At 37.7% G+C, this 20,588-nt stretch carries 22 protein-coding genes, 1 tRNA gene and 1 pseudogene; 11 read left to right on the forward strand and 13 right to left on the reverse strand.

Features of this window, described 5'->3' with window-relative positions:
- The first annotated feature begins 109 nt into the window (after positions 1-109).
- Entirely contained in the window at positions 110-607 is a 498-nt protein-coding gene (locus RCC89_10230; protein ID WMJ73535.1) for a histidine phosphatase family protein, read from the forward strand.
- A gap of 8 nt (positions 608-615) precedes the next feature.
- On the opposite strand, the gene RCC89_10235 is transcribed toward RCC89_10230, so the two are convergent.
- On the reverse strand, positions 616-915 hold the full coding sequence (locus tag RCC89_10235; protein ID WMJ73536.1) for a hypothetical protein: 300 nt from the start codon (positions 913-915) through the stop codon (positions 616-618).
- Between the two features lie 123 nt (positions 916-1,038).
- The gene (locus tag RCC89_10240; GenBank protein ID WMJ73537.1) at positions 1,039-1,383 is read right to left on the reverse strand and encodes a hypothetical protein; all 345 of its coding nucleotides are present in this window, start codon (positions 1,381-1,383) and stop codon (positions 1,039-1,041) included.
- 540 nt (positions 1,384-1,923) lie between these two features.
- Here RCC89_10240 and RCC89_10245 point away from each other — a divergent pair.
- The 3 genes from RCC89_10245 to RCC89_10255 all read left to right on the forward strand — a co-directional run bounded on the left by RCC89_10245 (position 1,924) and on the right by RCC89_10255 (position 6,272).
- Positions 1,924-2,790 (forward strand): TraB/GumN family protein, encoded by an 867-nt coding sequence (locus tag RCC89_10245; GenBank protein WMJ73538.1) that lies wholly within the window; start codon positions 1,924-1,926, stop codon positions 2,788-2,790.
- 120 nt (positions 2,791-2,910) lie between these two features.
- Positions 2,911-5,142: a Tex family protein gene (locus tag RCC89_10250; GenBank protein WMJ73539.1), complete on the forward strand. Its 2,232-nt coding sequence runs from the start codon at positions 2,911-2,913 to the stop codon at positions 5,140-5,142.
- A gap of 386 nt (positions 5,143-5,528) precedes the next feature.
- Entirely contained in the window at positions 5,529-6,272 is a 744-nt protein-coding gene (locus tag RCC89_10255) for a prephenate dehydrogenase/arogenate dehydrogenase family protein (protein ID WMJ73540.1), read from the forward strand.
- A gap of 39 nt (positions 6,273-6,311) precedes the next feature.
- Here the strand turns inward: RCC89_10255 and RCC89_10260 are convergent, their stop codons facing one another.
- Entirely contained in the window at positions 6,312-7,598 is a 1,287-nt protein-coding gene (locus RCC89_10260; protein WMJ73541.1) for a citrate synthase, read from the reverse strand.
- 153 nt (positions 7,599-7,751) lie between these two features.
- Between RCC89_10260 and RCC89_10265 the strand changes: the two genes are divergently transcribed.
- On the forward strand, positions 7,752-8,363 hold the full coding sequence (locus RCC89_10265) for a DUF4136 domain-containing protein (GenBank protein ID WMJ73542.1): 612 nt from the start codon (positions 7,752-7,754) through the stop codon (positions 8,361-8,363).
- Here RCC89_10265 and RCC89_10270 read toward each other — a convergent pair.
- Positions 8,360-9,352: a hypothetical protein gene (locus RCC89_10270; protein ID WMJ73543.1), complete on the reverse strand. Its 993-nt coding sequence runs from the start codon at positions 9,350-9,352 to the stop codon at positions 8,360-8,362. The two genes, RCC89_10265 and RCC89_10270, sit on opposite strands and share 4 nt — an antisense overlap.
- Positions 9,339-9,833 (reverse strand): AAA family ATPase, encoded by a 495-nt coding sequence (locus RCC89_10275; protein WMJ73544.1) that lies wholly within the window; start codon positions 9,831-9,833, stop codon positions 9,339-9,341. Before RCC89_10275 ends, RCC89_10270 begins: the two co-directional genes overlap by 14 nt.
- A 106-nt stretch (positions 9,834-9,939) precedes the next feature.
- On the opposite strand from RCC89_10275, the gene RCC89_10280 reads away from it, so the two are divergent.
- Entirely contained in the window at positions 9,940-10,158 is a 219-nt protein-coding gene (locus tag RCC89_10280) for a hypothetical protein (protein WMJ73545.1), read from the forward strand.
- Between the two features lie 100 nt (positions 10,159-10,258).
- On the opposite strand, the gene RCC89_10285 is transcribed toward RCC89_10280, so the two are convergent.
- The gene (locus RCC89_10285) at positions 10,259-11,113 is read right to left on the reverse strand and encodes an alpha/beta hydrolase (protein WMJ73546.1); all 855 of its coding nucleotides are present in this window, start codon (positions 11,111-11,113) and stop codon (positions 10,259-10,261) included.
- 48 nt (positions 11,114-11,161) lie between these two features.
- Between RCC89_10285 and RCC89_10290 the strand changes: the two genes are divergently transcribed.
- From RCC89_10290 to RCC89_10300, 3 genes are all read left to right on the forward strand, one after another.
- Entirely contained in the window at positions 11,162-12,139 is a 978-nt protein-coding gene (locus tag RCC89_10290) for a polyprenyl synthetase family protein (GenBank protein WMJ73547.1), read from the forward strand.
- Positions 12,140-12,179: 40 nt separating this feature from the next.
- Entirely contained in the window at positions 12,180-12,617 is a 438-nt protein-coding gene (locus RCC89_10295) for a hypothetical protein (protein ID WMJ73548.1), read from the forward strand.
- A 224-nt stretch (positions 12,618-12,841) separates the two neighbouring features.
- A complete protein-coding gene (locus RCC89_10300) occupies positions 12,842-13,942 on the forward strand; it encodes a mechanosensitive ion channel (protein WMJ73549.1) in 1,101 nt (366 codons plus the stop codon).
- 48 nt (positions 13,943-13,990) lie between these two features.
- Here RCC89_10300 and RCC89_10305 read toward each other — a convergent pair.
- The 3 genes and pseudogenes from RCC89_10305 to RCC89_10315 form a co-directional block, all read right to left on the reverse strand.
- Positions 13,991-14,281 (reverse strand): annotated as a pseudogene (locus RCC89_10305) (PD-(D/E)XK nuclease family transposase).
- 50 nt (positions 14,282-14,331) lie between these two features.
- On the reverse strand, positions 14,332-15,213 hold the full coding sequence (locus RCC89_10310) for an Rpn family recombination-promoting nuclease/putative transposase (protein ID WMJ73550.1): 882 nt from the start codon (positions 15,211-15,213) through the stop codon (positions 14,332-14,334).
- 184 nt (positions 15,214-15,397) lie between these two features.
- Complete coding sequence (locus RCC89_10315) at positions 15,398-16,264, reverse strand: outer membrane beta-barrel protein (protein ID WMJ73551.1); 867 nt, start codon at positions 16,262-16,264, stop codon at positions 15,398-15,400.
- Positions 16,265-16,369: 105 nt separating this feature from the next.
- Between RCC89_10315 and RCC89_10320 the strand changes: the two genes are divergently transcribed.
- Positions 16,370-16,588, forward strand: a complete 219-nt coding sequence (locus RCC89_10320) for a DUF2892 domain-containing protein (protein WMJ73552.1) — start codon at positions 16,370-16,372, stop codon at positions 16,586-16,588.
- Between the two features lie 63 nt (positions 16,589-16,651).
- Here RCC89_10320 and RCC89_10325 read toward each other — a convergent pair whose 3' ends face one another.
- The 4 genes from RCC89_10325 to sucC form a co-directional block, all read right to left on the reverse strand.
- On the reverse strand, positions 16,652-17,038 hold the full coding sequence (locus RCC89_10325; GenBank protein ID WMJ73553.1) for a hypothetical protein: 387 nt from the start codon (positions 17,036-17,038) through the stop codon (positions 16,652-16,654).
- Positions 17,039-17,130: 92 nt separating this feature from the next.
- Entirely contained in the window at positions 17,131-18,162 is a 1,032-nt protein-coding gene (locus RCC89_10330) for a nucleoid-associated protein (GenBank protein WMJ73554.1), read from the reverse strand.
- A gap of 65 nt (positions 18,163-18,227) precedes the next feature.
- Positions 18,228-18,299, reverse strand: a tRNA-Arg gene (locus tag RCC89_10335).
- 130 nt (positions 18,300-18,429) lie between these two features.
- The gene (sucC, locus tag RCC89_10340) at positions 18,430-19,620 is read right to left on the reverse strand and encodes an ADP-forming succinate--CoA ligase subunit beta (GenBank protein ID WMJ73555.1); all 1,191 of its coding nucleotides are present in this window, start codon (positions 19,618-19,620) and stop codon (positions 18,430-18,432) included.
- A 125-nt stretch (positions 19,621-19,745) separates the two neighbouring features.
- Between sucC and RCC89_10345 the strand changes: the two genes are divergently transcribed.
- Positions 19,746-20,411 (forward strand): ABC transporter ATP-binding protein, encoded by a 666-nt coding sequence (locus RCC89_10345; protein WMJ73556.1) that lies wholly within the window; start codon positions 19,746-19,748, stop codon positions 20,409-20,411.
- The last annotated feature ends 177 nt before the right edge of the window (positions 20,412-20,588 follow it).

Genomic DNA, 20,588 nt, shown 5'->3' on the forward strand with positions numbered 1-20,588 from the left:
CCACGTAAACGTTTAGATTTGATCAAATATGTGTATTTTTTTTTAAAAAGAACAAACTTTGCATTATTAATAACTCTTATTTAATTAAATTTGATTAGTAAAATAGCTTATGAGCCGTACACTAATACTAATAAGACACGCCAAGTCAGACTGGTCAGTGTCAGGACAAAAGGACTTTGACCGAGACCTTAACAGTAGGGGGTATAGCGATGCTCCCCGTATTGGAAAAAGATTGTCTTCTTTGGGAGTACAACCTCAACTAATTATCAGTAGCCCGGCTAAACGTGCTAAGCTCACTGCTGAACTGGTCACTGAACAAATCAATTTTGATAGTAATAAGATAGTTTTTAATGAAGATGTTTATGAAGCCTCTTTGAGAACTTTATTGAGCTTGGTCAATAACTTGGATAATAAGTATACAGAAGTGGCGATATTTGGCCATAATCCGGGTTTTACCTGGTTTGCCGAATATCTTACAAAGGATGAAATAAATAATATACCTACCTGTGGTGCTATTAGTATAAGGATTGATGTTGATAGCTGGGAGGAGGTGTCTGGCGGACTCGGCTATACTAACTGGTTTATTTACCCTAAGCTTTACAAATAAATGTTGGCTTAACGTCTACCATAGTTCCTTTTGTTTTTTCTGGTTTTTCGCTGTGCTTTTCTAAGCCTTTTGTTAGCCTTTCTTTCTGCTTTTTTGCGGGTTATTTTGTTTTTCTTTTCTTTCTTTTTTCGCTCTTTTTCCTTTTGCTTTTCGTAATAGGTCTTTTTGTTAGATTTACGTTCTGCTTTTTTGTTTTCCTTGTCCAAATCTTCCTGAGAGCCCATTCCTTTTTTTGGTGACTGGGCATAGGTCGTATGGGTGAAATTTAAAAAAGCGAATGAAAAAAGTATAAGAAATAAGTATTTCATGTAAATTCCTTTCTATTCAAGTACGCTCAGATGTTGGACTTATTGTTCACTTGCAAGTTAATTAAAAAGTCCTTAGATTAAAAAAAGAGGAACATTTTTAGAAATATGCCCCTCTTTTGTCATTTACCTTTCTCCTTTAAAAATCCTTAACGGATTGTTGCTGCTATAATATCTTGAAGCAGGCGTCCCGTAATACTTTTTGTTGTTTTTAACCTTTTGTTGTCTGGTGCGTCTTTGTTGACGCTTTTTGCGCTCTAAACGTTTTCTTTTTCTTTTGTCGAGTTTTTGTTTTCGTTTTAAGTCGCGTACTCTTTTTTTGTTGTTGAACTTCCTGTCGTTTATTTGACTTTTTTCCTTGTATTTTTGTGTGTAAAGCTTTTTTTCTGAGTTTTTACTTAAAATTTGCGCTTGTGCATCATTTACAGTGCTCATCAAAGCGAACACCATAACCAGTATAAGATATCTCATTGCCCCTCAAATTTTCTTCCCACATTCATTATCTTATTATAGTAACATGTGGATTTGGTGCATTGTTAGGTGTTTTTTTGAATTTTCTTCTTTATAATCTGGTTTTTGGTAAAATATGTTGGCTATATCTATTTTTATAGTTATAATATAAATAGGATTACCCATTTAAGTCTCTAGGAAGTAATAAGTTTTTTTTGTACGATAAAATGCTTTTAACTGCCTTTCTTAAATGGCGATATGTGCCATTGTTAGAAAATAAGGTGGCCATTGATGAAATTGCGTTAAGAACTTTATAAGCATGAAGCGGCCAAAAAATTTGCTGTTTGAGCCCGACGCAAGGAGGGTTAGTTTCAAATTTTTTAGCGTAATGGTTATAAAGTTTAGCAAATTTCATCACAGGCCTTGACTTTTTTGCTTACTTTTTTTGTCTAATAAAAAAAGTAAGGCCCTGCCGGCGAGGCAAAAATCTGCTAAGCGAGTCTTGGTAAGCTAATAACACATAAGATATCTAAGTGGGTAACACTATTATATAACATGATTATGGTTGTTTTAAGAAATATTTTTTATTCCCTTATAATTGTCTGGTTTTCTGCAGGCGCTGTGTTTTCCCAAGAGGGTTCCTTGCTTTGGGAGATATCTGGCAATGGTATCGAAAAGCCTTCCTACCTTTTTGGCACTATGCATGTAAAAGACAAAAGAGCTTTTTTCTTTGGAGACTCTTTGTTGAACAAACTTGACAAATGCGATGCTATGGCTGGTGAAATAGTTGCGGATCTTGATGTGATCAAAAAAGATATTGGTATGATTTTGATGCCAGATAGTGTCAACCTCAAATCGTTACTGGATAAAGATGATTATAAAACTGTACAAAAATATGCGAGGAAGAACTTAGGTGTTTATGCCCTGATGATTAATAAAATAAAGCCTATTTTTACATCCGCTCTTGTTACAGAAAAAATGATGGAGCAAGATGTAGGTGAGACTATTGATGAATATTTGCAGCGACAAGCAAAAAAACGTGATAAAGAGGTGTTTGGCCTTGAAAGTATCAGTGACCAGTTGGAAGTGCTTAACCTCTACTCCCTTGAAGAGCAAGCGGAAATGCTGGTGGATATGGTAGTTAATATTGATAAATATCAAGAAGCTACATTAAAGATGCTTCATACCTATATAGCTCAAGACTTGGAAGGTTTGCTAGTGGCTGTTAAGGACTCTGATATAGGGGATGAGTTTAGCTATGCTCTGTTGGAAGAGCGGAATAAAAAAATGGTTAAGAGAATACAGGAACTCCTTCATGAAAAACCTGTTTTTTATGCAGTAGGAGCAGGGCACCTGCCTGGTGAAGAGGGAATATTAGAACTTTTAAGAAAGGAAGGTTATACGCTTAAACCACTTCCTGTCAAATAATTAATTTAATATGTACAGCTTTGGTTATTACATGTGGATATTTTCTTACCGCTTTTTAAATTCTCTTTGATATTTTTGGAAACTATTTGTGTTTAATATTAAAATTTAAATCAATTGGCATTGCACAGTAATCAGATTGCACAAGAGTTGAACCTGCCTGAAAAAAATGTACAGGCGGTTTTAAAACTTCTTGAAGAAGGTGCTACAGTACCGTTTATTTCCCGTTACCGGAAAGAGATGACCGGTAGTCTCGATGAGGTTTTTATTACCTCTATTAAAGACCGGAACAATCAACTGACCGAATTAGCAAAAAGACGGGAGGCTATTCTTAAATCTGTTAAAGATCAAGGTAAACTTACTGAAGAGCTTGAAGATAAGATAAAGCAAGCAGAAACAATGTCTGAGTTGGAGGATATTTATCTGCCTTACAAGCCAAAAAGGAGGACAAGGGCGACTATTGCTAGGGAAAAAGGGCTTGAACCTTTGGCCGAGATGCTTCTTGCTCAAGATAGCAGTGAGGTTGTTGGAGAAGCCGAGAAGTATGTTGATGCAGAAAAGCAGGTTAACTCTTCTGAAGAAGCTTTAGCTGGCGCAAGGGATATCATAGCTGAAAAAGTCAATGAAGACCAAGAGGCGAGAAAGAAAATGCGTAACCTATTTACCAAAAAAGGTATTGTGCAGTCGCGCGTTATACCTGGAAAAGAAAAAGAAGGGGAGAAGTATAAAGACTATTTTGAATGGGAAGAGGAGATATCCAAAGTACCTTCGCACCGGATGCTTGCTATGCGTAGGGGTGAAAGAGAAATGATTTTAATGTTAGATATTTATCCTCCGGAAGACGATGCTATTGACCTTTTGGAGAAGCAGTTTGTAAAGTCGAATAATGAGGCAGGTGCGCAGGTAAAACTTGCGGTTACAGATAGCTATAAGCGGTTGTTAAAACCATCTATGGAAACCGAGGTACGCATGGGCTCTAAACTAAAAGCTGACGATGAAGCCATCCGTGTTTTTAGTGATAATATTAAACAGTTGCTTTTGGCTGCGCCTTTAGGACAAAAGAATATTCTAGCTATAGATCCAGCCTTTAGGACTGGTTGTAAAACAGTTGTGCTGAACAGACAGGGGAAGTTGATGCACTATACCACTATTTTCCCCCATGATTATCAGCATAAAGTGGCTGAAGCAGAAGCCGAGCTAAAGGGGTTATGTGAAAAATATAAAGTTGAGGCTGTTGCCATTGGCAATGGAACGGCATGTAGGGAAACTGAGGCCTTTGTTCGCAAAGCAGGGTTGCCTTCGTCTATTGCTATTGTCATGGTCAATGAAAGCGGTGCTTCTGTTTACTCTGCCTCTGAAGTGGCCAGGGAAGAATTCCCAGATTATGATTTGACGGTACGCGGTGCGGTTTCTATTGGGCGTAGGCTTATGGATCCTTTGGCTGAACTGGTAAAGATTGACCCTAAGTCTATTGGTGTTGGTCAGTATCAGCATGACGTGGATCAACATGCATTGAAAGAAAAGCTGGATGAAACTGTCATGAGTTGTGTAAACTCTGTTGGAGTTGAGCTAAATACAGCTAGTAAACAAATACTGACTTATGTGTCAGGCCTAGGGCCGCAATTGGCAAAAAATATTGTTGAGTACCGGGATCAAAATGGCCCTTTTAATAGCAGAAAAGAGCTTTTAAAGGTAGCTAGGATGGGTGAAAAAGCTTTTGAGCAATGTGCAGGTTTTCTTCGCATACGTGATGCCAAACACCCTCTTGATGCTAGTGCTGTACACCCTGAAAGTTATCATTTGGTAGAAAAAATGGCCAAAGACTTAGGTTGTGAAATTGAAGACTTGTTGAAAAAGCCTGAGTTAAGGAAAAAAATTGACCCAAAGAAGTATGTGACTGATACTATCGGTTTGCCTACTTTAAATGATATTCTTCAGGAACTGGAAAAACCTGGTAGGGATCCTCGTGAAAAATTTGAGATGTTTAGTTTTGCCGAAGGAATAGAAAAGCCTTCTGACTTGAAAGTAGGTATGCGTTTACCTGGTATAGTGACTAATATAACCAAGTTTGGAGTATTTGTTGACATTGGCGTGCATCAGGATGGGCTAGTACATATTAGCCACCTTGCAGACAAGTTTGTCTCAGATCCTAACGAAGTAGTCAAAGTGGCACAAAAGGTGAATGTGACTGTACTAGAAGTTGACCTTCAGCGAAAAAGGATTTCACTGTCAATGAAAGCAGACCCGATGACAGGGCAAGCTAAAGAAAAGAAGCCTAAGAGAAAAGCCTCAGCCAATGATAGTGGCGGAGATATGAATGACATGCTAGCCAAGCTTAAGCAAAAGTTCAAGTAAATAAAAAAGGGGTTAATTCAATTTAACCCCTTTTTTATGTATGACAAATCGCTCAGATTCTTTCTTCTTGAGATTTGATTGTTTTCACATCCTCCTTAGTATAAGTCGGACAGGTGTATTGACGGCAAGCGCTCGCCAGAAATACAATCATACCAAAGAGTAATAATGATTTTTTCATAAGCCCTTATAAATTTTAACAGTTTTAATAGAATTATTCAAATATAAGATAAATATTGTAAAACCTGGCAATTTTTTTCAATTCTTAAAATAAAAAAATTAATTTAAGAAATGGTCATGATTCGCACATTTTCTTTTTAACGCATTATCTTTATAAAAGTTTTACAAAAATAAATTAGATATTTGTTTTTTCTAATGATACATCAAAAATGAAAAATCTTGGTATAGTAGGTTTTGGGAGTTTTGGTCAGTTTATTGTCCCGCACTTGAAGCCTTATTTTAATATATATGTCCATGACCGTATGGATCTATCTGATGCAGCTTCCAAATTGGGCGTTAAATGGGGGTCGCTCAAAGAAGTTGTTCAAAAGGATATCGTTGTCTTGGGAGTTCCTGTGCAGTATTTGGAAGATTTGGTTATTTCCGTAAAGGATATTATCAACCCACATGCACTGGTGCTAGATATTTCTTCTGTCAAGATCAAACCTGTAGATTTAATGATGCAGCACCTTCCATCTAGTGTACAGATTGTAGGCACGCACCCTTTGTTTGGGCCACAGAGTGGAAGGAATGGCATTAAAGGCTTTAATATGGTGGTTAGCCCGGTGAGGACTCGCTTATATGGCAACTTGTTCAGGTTTTTTTCTAAAATTCTTGAGCTAAATGTGTTGGAGCGGACGCCTGTTGTACATGATAAGCAGATGGCTTATGTGCAAGCGCTGACACATTTTATAGGAAGGGCTGTCAATGAAATGGACATACCTGATGTAGAGCAAAAAACGCAAGCTTATCAGTACCTTCTTGATATAAAAAGGAACTTAGGACAAGATTCATTAGATCTGTTCTTGACCATAGAAAAAGAAAATCCCTTTGCCAAAGAGGTAAGGGATCAGTTTATTGATGAACTTAATATTTTAAATAAGAAATTGGAAGATCCAAAAGTTTTGATGTGATACGGTTTCGTATCACATCGTTACCTTTGGCTTAATTAATTATCTTTTTTCTACAGGAACGTAGTTTCTTTCATTGTGGCCTACATAAACTTGTCTTGGTCTACCAATCGGCTCACCAGCTTCTCTCATTTCTTTCCATTGAGCAATCCAACCTGGAAGACGTCCAAGAGCAAACATAACTGTAAACAGGTCTGTTCTAAGCCCTAGTGCCCTGTAGATGATACCAGAGTAGAAGTCTACATTAGGATAAAGCTTTCTGTCTATGAAGTAAGGGTCGCTTAGAGCTTCTTCTTCAAGTTTTTTAGCTATATCTAATACAGGGTCGTTGATACCTAGCTTAGAAAGAACCTGATCGCAAGCTTTTTTGATGATCTTAGCTCTTGGGTCAAAGTTTTTGTATACTCTGTGACCAAAGCCCATTAGTCTAAATGGATCATTTTTGTCTTTAGCTTTGGCAAGATACTTTTTAGCATCGCCACCGTCAGCTTTAATAGCTTCTAGCATTTCAATTACAGCTTGGTTTGCACCACCGTGTAGCGGTCCCCAAAGTGCATTGATACCAGCAGCTACAGAAGAATAAAGGCTTGCGTGAGCTGAACCTACAATTCTAACAGTAGAGGTAGAGCAGTTTTGCTCATGGTCTGCATGTAGAATTAAAAGCGTATTTAGGGCATCAACAACTACAGGGTCTACTTCGTATTGCTCATTTGGAAGGCCAAACATCATGTACAAGAAGTTAGAGCAGTAGTCTAAGTCATTTCTTGGGTACATTTCAAGTTGCCCTTTAGAGTTTTTGTAAGACCATGCTGCAATGGTTGGCAGCTTAGCCATGAGCCTGATGATGGTCAGGTCTATATCATCATTAGTTGCATTTGGGTTAATAGAACCAGGGTAAAATGCAGTCAGCGAACATACCATAGATGACAATACGCCCATAGGGTGCGCATTGGATGGGAAACCATCAAAAATCTTTTTAAAGTCTTCGTGAAGGTTGGTATGCTTTCTAATTCTTCCTGCAAAGCTCTCTAGTTCTTGCTTAGAAGGAAGTTCGCCGTATATTAACAAGTAAGAAACCTCTAGGAAAGAAGATTTTTCAGCTAGCTGTTCGATAGGATAACCTCTGTAGCGAAGTATCCCTTTTTCTCCATCAAGAAAAGTAATAGCACTCTGAGTAGCGCCTGTATTTTTATACCCTGTGTCAAGAGTGATATAACCAGATTGACCTCTAAGTTTAGTTATGTCAACGGCTTTTTCATTTTCAGTACCTTCTATAACAGGTAGTTGGTAACTCTTGCCATCAAGGATCAGTTCAGCTTGTTTGGACATTATCAAAAATTTTTGGAGTGAAAAAACGATTCATTGGCGAGCGAAAATATTAAAAAAAATGATTCTTTGAAAGTCCTGCAACGCAATTTTTTTTAGTAATTGAAACATTCATGCTTGTTTTTGGGTGAATTATATAGATAAGGATAGGAGGGTATGAAACTAAAACTGATTTACTTACTGACCGCAGTTGTAGTCACTGTAGGCTGTAGAAGGGGGAATTATTACTCCGACCAAATAGACGGCTTGGATTATGGCCAATTTCAGACGTATGCCTGGTTGCCTTTGCCAGACACTGCCTTAAACAAAGAGCACAGTCTTATTAACAATGAAATTTTGGTTGAAAGTATCCGGCAGGCTGTGGACAGCGAAATGGAGTCCCGTGGTTTTGAGGTCGATGTCGATAGCCCTGATGTTCTTTTGCTTATTCATACCATGCTCGAAGACAGGCAGGAGTTGATTGATGCTAGTCCTTTATATAGTACTTACGGTTATTATTATCCTGGTATTTTTACTGGGCCAATGCACCCGTTCTACTATGACCGGTTTTATACCATGCCTTTTGTCGAAGGTTACGGCATAAGGCAAGTAGAGTATACGGAAGGGGCTATGGTTGTCGATATGATAGAAAGGGATGAAAACCGACTTGTCTGGAGAGGGTGGATGGAAAAGCGAATCACTAATCCTGACAGGTTGCAAAGAAATATTCCGGAGCATGTGGCTAAGATATTTGAAGGTTTTCCTTTAGAGGGGCATGAGGCGAATTAGAAGATTGGTTGCGTGTTATTAAGGTATTTTTGTATAAGGTCGTAATACCTGTTGAACTTTTTATGCGGAAATGTGTCCTCTATGCCTAATAGTATGACTTTTAAGCGTACGCATGCACGGTAAAGCTTGTAGTACTGTAGCAGGTGCTGTTCTTTCTTCGGGTCGTAACTGGGGAAGGCAGAGTGGTAGCTATCTATAAACGCCTTGCTTAGGCCCCAGTGCCCAAACGCTTCTAGATCCATGCTCAGAAAAGCTATTTCGTTTAATGTGTCTATGGTTCTAAAGCCTTTGTTGAATTCAATACAATCAAAAATCACAGGTTCTGGAAGTAGAAATATATTTCCACTGTGAAGGTCTCCGTGTAAGTCCCTGAAGAACCCTTCTTCTGCTCTTTTTTTATATAAAAATTGAGATTCTTGGAGGTGTTCACAAGAGTAGGCGATCGCTTCTTCTATTGTGTCAACCCCATCGCTTCCCAGATACTTTTCTATTATTTCTTTAATGCTCCTTAAATCATTGAAATCGTTTCGGTATCTTTCTGTAGAAAAAGCTCCAGGTACGATGTCTGCTGTTTTGTGAAAGTCAGCCACACGCTCGGCCAGTATTTCAACGTGTTTCTTATTGACCTTGTTTTGTTCCAATAGCGTTGACATTAATTTGTCTTGGGGTAATGTATGCATAACCACGGCATACTCTACTATTTCACCATTTGGTTCAAAAGAAACCTGCTGGCCTTTCTTGGTTAATGCTTGGACAAAGAGGTAAACGTCTTTAGTCAACCGTTGATTTAGCCGCAGTTCTTCAAAACAGTACTTTTTCCTTAAAGACAGTGAGCTAAAGTCTAGAAAGGAGGTTTTTACAGATTTTTTTATTTTGTATGTGTACGCAGGGGTGATGAAAATATGTGAAATATGGGTTTCCAGATACTTGACTTCCTTGTGCTTTGAGGTTAGGTAATGATGTAATTGCTGGGTATCATGCTTGTTCATAGTCTAAGTGTTTTAGTGCCAATGCGATCATTTGGTTAATATTTTCATTGGTAGACTCAAGTGTTAAATGTTCTTCCCTTAGGTCTTCTTCCTCATTTTTAATTTGTTGATATACATTATAGTCTGCATCACTGTCTTGGCGCTTTTTTGATAGCCTATCTATGATTAATGTTTCATTGGCTACTACCTTAATCCACTTAATTTCGACTTCAGGAAAGTGGGCTTTTAAGCTATCTCTGGTGCTTTGTTTGTGGAATGTCGCATCTAGAACAACTGTATTGTTGGTTTTTAAAGCCTCTTGGGCCAGGTTGTACATTTTTTTGTACACTTGTATTTTTCCTTGAGGGGAATAGTCTTTTTTTGAAAAGGCATTGTTCCTTACTTGGTCACTGTTAAAGTATGTTGCATTTAGCTTTTCGGAAAGTTTTTTTGCAAACCAGCTTTTTCCAGATCCGGGCAATCCTGTGATGGCTATTACCATAGGCTCTTTTTTGATTCTTTAAGAAGTGAGAAAACCTATTAGTTGTAATTTATGTTTTGGGGTTAAGGGAAAAGAATATTCTACTTATTAGTTAAACATAAGATTTATGAAGAAAGAAGTAAAGGTAAACCTTAAGAAAAAGACTAAAGAAGCAAATTCCTTCATGAAGAAATACATGACTACTAAAAATGTTCTTACTGGTGTAGGAATTTTGTCTGCAGCCGGTGTTATTGGCTATGGAATTAAAACCAGTGGGTTTAAGGATGTGCGTGATAAAGTGGAGAAAGCAGAAGAGGATTACAAAATACCAATTAACATAAGTTAATCTGCGAAATTTCTATTATAAATATGGATGATAAAAGGAGCTATAATGCTCCTTTTTGTTTGTTCTATCTGTACTATAGATAATAGGAATGTGATTAGGACTACACTTTTTTTAAGAATATTAATATCTCATTACAAGCCTTTTGCATGTCATCTGGAAGCTGTTGTTTTTCCCATGGGTGTGCGCCTCCAAAAACGTGATCGGCTCCATCGATGATCATAAGTTCAGCATTGTTGTTTAGTTCTTTAAACTTATATGCATGACTCACATCAACTGAAGTATCGGCTGAACCATGCACAATAAGCCAAGGTTTTGAGAGTTTTGAAGCCTTTTCGTTTATATTCAATCGGTCATGGTTTTCTATCAAATCTTCATAAAGCGTAAAGTTTAAAGGCATTTGCTGTTTTGTTCTTGCGTTTTCTATATACATTACGCCATCAGCCTTCCAAAGCTCTATCTGTTGCTCTGTATAGCGGTTTTTAAAGTCAGCAACAGCCGCTAAGGTTACCAGCCCATGGACTTTGTTGGAGTCAAAAGCTTCCAAAGTGGCAATAAACCCACCCCGGCTGTGGCCTAGGAGAAAGACTTTTTGAATATTTTCTTTCGGTAAGAACTCATTGTTTTCTGTAACCCAATTGATCACAGCGTCTAGGTCTGCAAGTTCTTGCGAAAAAGTGTTCTTAGCGAAAGATTCTAGGTCGACAAACTCATCAGGCTTTTCAGGAGAAGTGCCATTAAGGCTAAAATTAAATTTTATAAAAACATACCCTTGGTTGGCAAAAAAGTCTGCCATCAGGTCAAAATAGCCCCAATCTTTAAAGCCTTTAAAGCCATGCGAAAAGACAATAACATCTTTTGGGGCATCAGATTCCTTAAAATATATATCTAAAAGAATCTTAGAACCGCTTTTTGGGTCCGTAAAAACGTGGTTTTTAATTTTCTTTAAATTTCCCATGCCACAATATTAAGAAAATAACGTTTTTCATAGTAATATTGCAGTCATATGGCTGCAGATCTTAGGAGCATTCAGGAACCGATCGCTGACGATATCAAGAATTTTGAGATAAAATTCCGTGAGAGCATGAAAAGTAAATTCATGCTGCTTGACCGGATAATGACCTATATTGTCAAACGCAAAGGAAAACAGCTGCGTCCGATGTTTGTTTTTCTCATGGCGAGGCTGTGTGGCGGTATAAATGATTCATCTTATCGCGGGGCTGCTTTAATTGAGCTGCTTCATACCGCTACCTTAGTTCATGACGATGTGGTCGATGACGCCCATTACCGAAGGGGATTTTTCTCTGTAAATGCTTTATGGAAAAATAAAATCGCCGTGCTGGTTGGTGACTATTTGCTTTCCAGGGGCTTGTTGTTATCATTGGAAAATGATGATTTTCAGTTGTTGAAAATAGTCTCTAAAGCTGTTAAGGAAATGAGCGAGGGAGAATTGCTGCAGATGGAGAAAGCCCGCAACCTAGATATTACCGAAGATGTATATTATGAGATCATCAGGCAGAAGACAGCTTCGTTAATCTCGTCTTGTTGTGCTGTAGGAGCAGCTTCTGCCGGAGCTGATGAACAAACGGTAAAAAACGCAGCACTTTTTGGGGAAAAGGTAGGTATGGCCTTTCAAATTAAAGATGACCTGTTCGACTATAGCACTTCAGAAGCCATAGGAAAACCTGTTGGCATCGATATTAAAGAAAAAAAGTTAACCCTTCCGCTAATACACGCCCTCAATAAAGCAAGTTGGCTTAAAAAAAGGCAGATTATCAACATCGTTCGTAATGAAAGCGCTAAACCGGCAAAAGTTAAAGAAGTCATTAATTTTGTAAAGTCCTCCGGCGGTATAGAATATGCTACAGAAGTTATGCACCGGATCAAGGATGAGGCCTTAGGCCTTTTGGATGGTTTCCCAGACTCTGCCAGCAAACAATCGCTTCACCAGTTGGTTATTTATACTATAGAGAGAAAGAAATAAATGTAGGTTTCGTTTTTTTGAAAACAAAAAATGTAGGGTTATGGCAAGGATGATGTTGTTTAAGAAAAAAAGAAGGTCTGTTTTCAATGACATTTTATTGGCAAGTGCAGTTGGCCTTTCTAGCAGATATACAAGAAAGTATAGGAAAAAAATGAAGAAGAATTTTGCGAAATCTGTAAGGACTTCTTATAGAAAGGTTGGAAAGACGATTTCTTCAAATACTGTTAAGGTGCAAAAATGGTTTAGAAAAAAATATAAGGCTATCCGCAAATCGGAATGGTATAAGGATATTAAAAAAGGCCGCTTTTTCTCTAAACGTTATAAGATGTTTAATAAGTGGACTCAGAAGAAAGTTAAACCAGTTTCAACTTCTTATACCAAAACAGTGAAGTGGGTCAACAGAACCTATCCTATGGTTAAAAAGTCGGTTACTAATTCCTATAGTGGGGTTCAAAATGTATTGGCAAAAGTAGCCTGATTTTCTCAGGGTAAAAGGATAATGGTGATGCCTCAGTAACAGGGGCATCTTTTTTTTTTCATTTAGTTTGTGTTTAACCCACATCATTTTATTTTTACTTATAAGATTATTTAAGAAAAACAGGCAAAAAAGCTCAAGGCGCACTGTTATGGCATTGGGTAACAAAATTGTGTAAAGCGGCTGATCGTAGAACAGCTCTTTTGATATGTAGAATCAGTAGTTTTATGGATACCAATTTTTTTGATACGGATGAATGGGTTCGTACTGGAATAAGCATGGGTGAGCTTGTTCTGGTTGTGCTGCTGGGTTGGGGAGTTTCTTTTGTAATGCTTAAGATCGCATACTTTTTACTGCAGAGAAGAAGTGATTTTATGGCTTCTTCATTAAAGAAAAGGGTTTTCTTACCTATTTACTTATTGCTTATTCTTTTCTTTATTAACCTGGCATATCCACTTATTCAATTCCCTCAGCTATTGCACCAGTATTTGCAGAAGGGGCTTGAAATAGGGTGGATTGTTATATTTTCCTGGATTATCATTAAGCTTTCTTATGTCCTCGAAGACTTTATTTATGTAAAGTATACTATTGATATTGAGGATAACATGAGTCGGCGGAGAATCAGGACTCAGTTTCAATTTATAAAAAAGATATTTATTACCATTGTTTGTATAATCGCCCTTTCTCTCATCTTAATGACCTTTGAAAGAGTCAGGGAAATAGGTACCAGTTTACTAGCCTCTGCCGGTGTTGCTGGCGTAATAATTGGTTTTGCCGCTCAACGTACTATTGCCAATATTTTGGCAGGTTTTCAGATAGCTTTCACCCAACCTATTAGGATCGATGATGTAGTCATTGTTGAGAATGAATGGGGGAGGATAGAAGAAATTAATTTGACCTATGTTGTAGTAAAGATTTGGGATTTGAGAAGGTTAGTTTTGCCTATTACCTATTTTATTGAAAAACCTTTCCAAAACTGGACGAGAAACCATTCCGATATACTAGGCTCGGTGTTTTTATATGTGGACTACTCGATTCCGTTAGAACCCTTAAGGCAAGAGTTGAAAAGGGTTTTAGACAGTAGCCCTCTTTGGGATAAAAAAGTTTGGGTGCTCCAGGTGACCAATACCACAGAAAAAACCATGGAGTTGAGAGCGCTTATGAGTGCAAAAGATGCTCCTAGGGCTTGGGATTTGCGCTGCTATGTACGTGAACAGTTAATTACATTTGTTCAACAGAATTACCCGGACTCCTTACCTAAAGTACGGGCTGAATTACAGGAGAAAGAAAATTCTACAAATGATGAAGTGCCTCCAAGAATGGTTTAATAGCAGTTGTTTAATCTCCAGGTAAAAAAAGGCGTTTTTCTATTTATATTAAAGATCTTTTTGATTTTTAAGCTTTGTGATTTGTTCTTTTTTTAACCCGGTGGAATGAATGATAATGTCTATATCTACATTATTTTTTAGTAGTTCTCTAGCTATTTCAAAAGCTCTTTCTTCTCTACCTTCCTCTTTGGCTGTGTCCAGAGAGTTTTTTAGGTCACGGTAATACTTTAAACTGTCCTCGTATGGTTGGACTTGTTCTGGCGTAAATTTTGCAATTTCAGCCGTTTCGAAAAGTTTTTCAAAAATATGCTCTCTTAACTTATCAGGCACTCGGTCTAGTTTGTTGAGGTTCTGCTATACTACCATTGTTTGTATATTTTCCTTTTTCCTTAATTTTGGTTTTTAAGCTTTGTGATTTGTTCTTTTTTTAACCCTGTAGAATGAATGATAATGTCTATATCTACATTATTTTTTAGTAGTTCTCTAGCTATTTCAAAAGCTCTTTCTTCTCTGCCAATTTCTTTTCCTTCTTCTCTACCTTCCTCTTTGGCTGTGTCCAGAGAGTTTTTTAGGTCACGGTAATACTTTAAACTGTCCTCGTATGATTGGACTTGTTCTGGCGTAAACTTTGCAATTTCAGCCGTTTCGAAAATTTTTTCAAAAATATGTTCTCTTAACTTGTCAGGCACTCGGTCTAGTTTGTTGAGGTTCCTTAATACAAACAGCCATTTGTCAAACCTTGTTTCCAGTTCATCAATGGTTTTATTGAACTTTGGCATTTCAAGATATACGAATGTCAACTTATCATAGAAAACTTTTTTGGTCTCTATGTCTGATAGCTTAATGTCATAGCGGTATTTATTGGGCTCGTGCTTGTCTTCGTCAAACACAAAATCGAGAATGGCTATTGTGTAAACAGCCTTTAATTCATAGTTCCAATCTGCACGTTTTGCCTGCTCGCGTATAGGGAAGGTTGAGTAATAGACAGTTCTGTCTTTGAAAAAATTCTGCTTAGTTTTTTGAAGCTCTACGATAAATTTTTCACCTTTCTCATTTTCACAGTATAGGTCAAAAATGGCTTTTCTGTCCACTTCGGTTGCACCTAACTGTTTTCCTTTCAGATAGGTTAGATCTGTTATTTCTCCTTGTTCTTCTTTTAATAGTACATTCAGAAAGTCTAGAAGCAAGTCTTTGTTGGGTTCCTCACCAAATAGGCGTTTGAAACCGTAATCAGTAAAAGGGTTTATGTATTTTTCTTTAAACTCAGCCATGACAAGTATCTTTGTACAAAGTTACTACTTTTGGGGATTTGCCTGTCTCTTTTTCTTATAATACAAGGAAATATCGCCCTGCTATTATTTAATTGTTCTTTAATATACCTGAAAAATTAAACATATTCAAGTTGTTTACTGTGAGGGTTTAGGGCTGATAGTTGAGGCTTAATTCTCGTAACCCTTAATAATCGAGCTGTAGTAAGGTATACCTAATGGTAAATGTCAGTGTACTGAGGTTGAAGTTGGATAATGGGTATTGTGGCGCCTGATCTAATGCTGCTGCTCTGCCACTTTCTGTAAAGATAAAGTTGTTATAAGTGCTTTCTGCTATGTCTCCGACCACTAGAGGTGTTCTAGTAAGTGGAAGGTTATACCTTAGCTCAATGAACATGTCTCTGCGTAGAAGTCTTGTGGCGCTTCCAATACCCAATATAAAATCAAACCTGACGGGGTTAAAGTCGGTTACTTGGGCTTCAGCACTTTTTTCTTCTATATAAGTGTTATTGATCGCATCGTACTCATAGACCGAAAACATATTTTTCTCATGTGACTGAAAACGCCCACGGAATACAAAGTTTGCGGCAAAGCCACCTAGTGCATAAGTTCGTCTGTTATGGGGAAAAGCGTATTTGGCAAGGATGGGTACGCTCACATATCCAAACCTAAATGATCCACTGGATGATATTCTTCTACTGCTGCCATGTAAGGCTCCATCTGCTTCATAAAAGTTTTCGGAAACAGTGGTCAAGAAGATTTTGCTGCGGGTAAAATTTACAGAAGGGTCTGAAAGTAAAGAAAATGAAGGAGAGAAGATATGTTCCCCAAATATACCGATGGAGTAGTGTCCTCCATATCCTGGGTTTGCCCCGGCATGCTCTAATGAACTGTTTTCTTCTGTACGGTTTTGCATGGAGTTCATTAAGTGCGAGGATCCTAACCTTGACAGTCCACCACCCAGCTTAATACCCACTTTTTGAGCTACACCTGTGGTTGGATGCAAGAAGGTGCATATAATTGCTGTAACAAAAAAGAATTTGAAGTACTTCATCAGTTTGAAAAACTCTATCAATAGCGTTTTGTACGTAAATCTCGCTTTAATGTTGTGTTAAACTTAATTGCGGTTGGGCTTTGTTAATTAAATAAAAAGGAGCTTATGACAAGGAATGTATGCCATAATGATAAGGTAGTACGGGTTGTGTTAGGGATAATCTTGCTGATACTAGCCATTTCGATCAATAGTTGGATATTTGGAGGGTTTGCGGTGTATTTCTTGCTCACGGCTTTTTTCTCCTTTTGTCCAATCAACAAAGCGGTAAACTATAATTCTTGCCGAATTGGTAATAGAAAGCGAAAAGGTGCTTCTGAAGTGTAAGCATATAGGTAATGGTAACGGTTTAGATCATAAGAAAAAATCAGTCCTATAGCATCACCTGGCTTAATATTGATGGGAAGGAAAATCGTCTTCAATCCCCGCTTCCTGTAAGGTAGGTTTGAAAACCTGTTCTAAGAGGATGAAGTTTTCATATTGCTCCTCCAGGGTTCTACTGATCATAATTTTTCCAGAGAGGTCGATAAGCTCGGAATAGTCTCTTTCTGGAAAAGTTTTTTCAAGTCTAGTTATGATCCTGTTGAACCTGCCTGCATGAATGGCAGCTGCATCTGCATCGTTTTGGTGGATGGAGTCATTGATCCCGATAAACTGTCGGTAGGCTCTTCGCAGCAAAGTGACTTCCTGGTTGATATCCTTTGGTGCCAAAAAGCGCTCTAGGTTTTCGGGAAGAAAGGTTAAGCTCAGAAATATCGTTAGAAAAAGAATTTGCATTGCTTTTTCTATGATAACCCTGATTGGTTAAGAGAGTTTGTTGGAAAGAGAAAATATATGCTAGAAAAGTAAAGCTTCGACTTAGGTTGCTGCTATTCTTCGTCTTCGTAATAGAACTTGTAAAAGTTCATCCCTTTCCCTTCGTCGTAGCCTTTTTCTATGCGCTCTTTGTTGCCGTGAATATAAATATGGAAATTACTGTCCAATTTGAGCACACTTCTTATATATTTACCTGACTTTTTTACTGCTACAGGAGAGATTGCAAATTCGTCTGCTATAACAATGGATTTTTGTTCTTCGTAGTTTTTTTTGTGCTCTTTGAATGCGTCTATCACTTCCGGCTCCTTAATCACTTCATTGTTAAACTCGTCCATGTTAAAATTTTCTTTTTCTTGGAAAAAAGAAAATGACTGGTTCAGTAGCTCTATCTCATCAGTTCTAGAAAGCTCTTTCTCTTCTTTGAGCTTGCCGCTTATAAAGTCTTTGCAAACTTTTAAATAGTTTTGAGTATTGTGGTATTCGTCCTGTATAGGGGAGAGGCCTAAGAAGTCATCCTTCCAAAAAGAAGCCTCGTCTGCTTTGTTGGTCTTGTCAATAATATTTACGATATAACCTTCTTCTTGAAATGTATTAAAAATAAGGCAGCCTTTGTCCAATTTATGGATATCTATACCTTCGTCTTTATTTATGCCAATATTTCCTTGTGCGGTATATATTTTCAGGAACTTCTGTTTGTTTTCAGATTTGAATATGCCGATGGCGTCTATGAGTTCATCTTCGTATACACAATCTGTAAAATAAGCAATGCAAAGCTCTCCACCTTTAATTTTAGGATGCCTGGAAATTTCGTAAAGGTGTTCAGCAATAAGCCTGCTGTTAGGAAGCAACTGTTGTGGTTCCTCAAATATTGCAGAAATTAGCTTAACAATACCGTCCTCTTTAGAGAACTGGTAATGTTCCTCTTTGGGGATGGAGGACAAAAAAAAGTTCTTTAAGAGGCTATTGAGTTCAGTATCGCTTATGTCTGTAAAGTCATTGGAAAGCACCAGGTCTTCGTTTCGAACCCTGTTTCCAATTTTATGGATACATAAATTTTTTAGATGTGCTTTGGTAAAGTCAAGCATCTTAGTTGGAGTATACATAAAAAGGTGCCAATTAATGACACCTTAGATTGTTAGGTTTGGCTTTGTACACCCGGCAGGAATCGAACCTGCACCGTCAGAACCGGAATCTGATATTCTATCCATTAAACTACGGGTGCAAACAATCCAAATATACTATATAGTATACCTTGATTAATTTGGATACAAATCTAACTGAAAAAAGATTTTAAAATAAAGAAAAAAAGGCTGAATTTTTTATCAGCCCTTTTTGATTATTTTAAGTGCTTATTAGCTAAGTACTTCTTTTACTTTAGTAGCAGCATCTTTAAGCAAGATAGCAGGGAATACTTTCAATCCAGACTCTTCAATAATTTTCGCGCCTTCCTCAGCATTGGTTCCCTGAAGCCTTACAATAATCGGTACTTTAATGTCGCCGATATTTTTATAAGCTTCTACAACTCCATTAGCAACCCTGTCACATCTAACAATACCACCAAATACATTAATAAGTATGGCCTTTACATTAGGGTCTTTAAGAATGATTCTGAAGCCAGCTTCTACCGTTTGAGCATTTGCTCCACCTCCTACATCAAGGAAGTTTGCAGGCTCACCACCAGACAGCTTGATTATATCCATGGTTGCCATAGCTAAACCTGCGCCATTAACCATACAGCCTACATTTCCATCTAACTTAACATAGTTAAGGCCAGATTCAGAAGCTTCTACCTCTAATGGATCTTCTTCGTTTAAGTCTCTTAGTTCTGCAAGCTCCTTGTGACGGAAAAGAGCATTGTCGTCAAGACCTACTTTTGCGTCAACCGCGAGTATTTTATTGTCAGAAGTTTTAAGCGCTGGGTTAATTTCTACCATAGCAGCATCTGATCCTTCGTAAGCCCTATAAAGGTTGGTTACAAACTTGACCATTTCTTTGAAAGCATCGCCTTCTAGACCTAGTTTGAAAGCAATTTTCCTAGCTTGGAAAGGCTGAAGACCAGTAAGAGGGTCTACCCATTCTTTAAAGATCTTGTCAGGGTGTTGTTCTGCAACCTCTTCAATATCCATACCGCCTTCTGTACTTGCGATAATTACGTTTCTGCCAAGAGCCCTGTCCAAAAGGATACCTAAATAGAACTCTTTTGTCTCAGATGGTCCTGGATAATATACATCCTGTGCAATAAGAACTTTACGTACAAGTCTTCCTTCAGCTCCAGTTTGCTTGGTTACAAGGTTCATCCCTAGGATATTTCCTGAGACCTCCTTTACCTGGTCAAGGTTTTTGGCCAGCTTCACACCACCACCTTTTCCTCTTCCTCCTGCATGAATCTGAGCTTTTACCACATACCATTCGGTACCAGTTTGCGCATTTAACTTTTTTGCGGCCTCTACTGCACCTTCGGGTGTGTCAGCGGTTATACCTTCCTGAATTCTTACTCCGTAGCTCTTTATTAGCTCTTTTCCTTGGTATTCGTGTATATTCATAAGTAAAAATTTTAGCTGCACGAATCTAAACCATTTGGATATGAATATCAAGAAAAGCGTTTATTTTAATCCTTTTGCCTTAGATTTGGGTTATTTTTTGTTAATTAAGGATTAAATTTAAACGCATGCTGAACGCCAAAAACATTTATAAGTCATATAGTGATCTACAGGTGCTCAAAGGAATAGACCTGGAGATTAAAAAAGGAGAGGTGGTTTCTGTAACAGGTGCCTCGGGAGCTGGGAAAAGTACTCTTTTACATATTTTAGGCACTTTAGATAGGCCTGACAGTGGTGAGCTTATTATCGATGGTGTTGATGTTTCTACAATTTCGGATAGAGAGTTGGCTGCTTTTAGAAACAATTCGATTGGCTTTGTATTTCAATTTCATAATTTATTGCCAGAGTTCACAGCTTTAGAAAATGTGTGTATGCCTGGGTATATAGGCAAAAAGGATAAGGAGCAGGTGGAGCAAAGGGGCAAAGAGCTTCTTGTATACTTTGGGTTAAAGGACAGGTTGCACCATAAACCTTCACAAATGTCCGGCGGGGAGCAACAAAGAGCCGCTGTGGCCAGGGCGTTGATTAACTCACCTGCTATTGTTTTTGCAGATGAGCCAAGTGGTAATCTCGACTCTAAAAATGCAGCAGAGCTTCATAAGCTTTTTTTCGATTTAAGAGATCAGTTTGGGCAAACTTTTGTAGTTGTTACCCATAATGAGGCGCTTGCTGAGATTACAGACCGGAAGCTGGTGATGGAAGACGGTAAAATCATTGAACAAGTGCGTATATAATTACCTGTATATAGTGGCGTGTGTAGTTTTTATAAAAAGATTTTGTTTTTATAAATGTGTTGATTGTTAGTTGTATATAAATTTTTTTTAAAAAATATGGATAGCTAACAAACATTAAAATATTACATGGTGTTAATTCTATATAAATTATCGGAACTTATTTGAATCTGATGATTT

Source organism: Cytophagaceae bacterium ABcell3 (assembly GCA_030913385.1).
Classification (GTDB): Bacteria; Bacteroidota; Bacteroidia; order Cytophagales; family Cytophagaceae; genus ABcell3.

Coding starts and splice junctions, on each gene's coding strand:
- RCC89_10285 (WMJ73546.1), bottom strand. CDS start 11,113: ATGGGAAATTTAAAGAAAATTAAAAACCACGTTTTTACGGACCCAAAA.
- RCC89_10295 (WMJ73548.1), top strand. CDS start 12,180: ATGGCAAGGATGATGTTGTTTAAGAAAAAAAGAAGGTCTGTTTTCAAT.
- RCC89_10270 (WMJ73543.1), bottom strand. CDS start 9,352: ATGAACAAGCATGATACCCAGCAATTACATCATTACCTAACCTCAAAG.
- RCC89_10345 (WMJ73556.1), top strand. CDS start 19,746: ATGCTGAACGCCAAAAACATTTATAAGTCATATAGTGATCTACAGGTG.
- RCC89_10240 (WMJ73537.1), bottom strand. CDS start 1,383: ATGAGATATCTTATACTGGTTATGGTGTTCGCTTTGATGAGCACTGTA.
- RCC89_10265 (WMJ73542.1), top strand. CDS start 7,752: ATGAAACTAAAACTGATTTACTTACTGACCGCAGTTGTAGTCACTGTA.
- RCC89_10315 (WMJ73551.1), bottom strand. CDS start 16,264: ATGAAGTACTTCAAATTCTTTTTTGTTACAGCAATTATATGCACCTTC.
- RCC89_10320 (WMJ73552.1), top strand. CDS start 16,370: ATGACAAGGAATGTATGCCATAATGATAAGGTAGTACGGGTTGTGTTA.
- RCC89_10330 (WMJ73554.1), bottom strand. CDS start 18,162: ATGCTTGACTTTACCAAAGCACATCTAAAAAATTTATGTATCCATAAA.
- sucC (WMJ73555.1), bottom strand. CDS start 19,620: ATGAATATACACGAATACCAAGGAAAAGAGCTAATAAAGAGCTACGGA.
- RCC89_10310 (WMJ73550.1), bottom strand. CDS start 15,213: ATGGCTGAGTTTAAAGAAAAATACATAAACCCTTTTACTGATTACGGT.
- RCC89_10275 (WMJ73544.1), bottom strand. CDS start 9,833: ATGGTAATAGCCATCACAGGATTGCCCGGATCTGGAAAAAGCTGGTTT.
- RCC89_10255 (WMJ73540.1), top strand. CDS start 5,529: ATGAAAAATCTTGGTATAGTAGGTTTTGGGAGTTTTGGTCAGTTTATT.
- RCC89_10230 (WMJ73535.1), top strand. CDS start 110: ATGAGCCGTACACTAATACTAATAAGACACGCCAAGTCAGACTGGTCA.
- RCC89_10325 (WMJ73553.1), bottom strand. CDS start 17,038: ATGCAAATTCTTTTTCTAACGATATTTCTGAGCTTAACCTTTCTTCCC.
- RCC89_10300 (WMJ73549.1), top strand. CDS start 12,842: ATGGATACCAATTTTTTTGATACGGATGAATGGGTTCGTACTGGAATA.
- RCC89_10235 (WMJ73536.1), bottom strand. CDS start 915: ATGAAATACTTATTTCTTATACTTTTTTCATTCGCTTTTTTAAATTTC.
- RCC89_10260 (WMJ73541.1), bottom strand. CDS start 7,598: ATGTCCAAACAAGCTGAACTGATCCTTGATGGCAAGAGTTACCAACTA.
- RCC89_10280 (WMJ73545.1), top strand. CDS start 9,940: ATGAAGAAAGAAGTAAAGGTAAACCTTAAGAAAAAGACTAAAGAAGCA.
- RCC89_10245 (WMJ73538.1), top strand. CDS start 1,924: ATGGTTGTTTTAAGAAATATTTTTTATTCCCTTATAATTGTCTGGTTT.
- RCC89_10290 (WMJ73547.1), top strand. CDS start 11,162: ATGGCTGCAGATCTTAGGAGCATTCAGGAACCGATCGCTGACGATATC.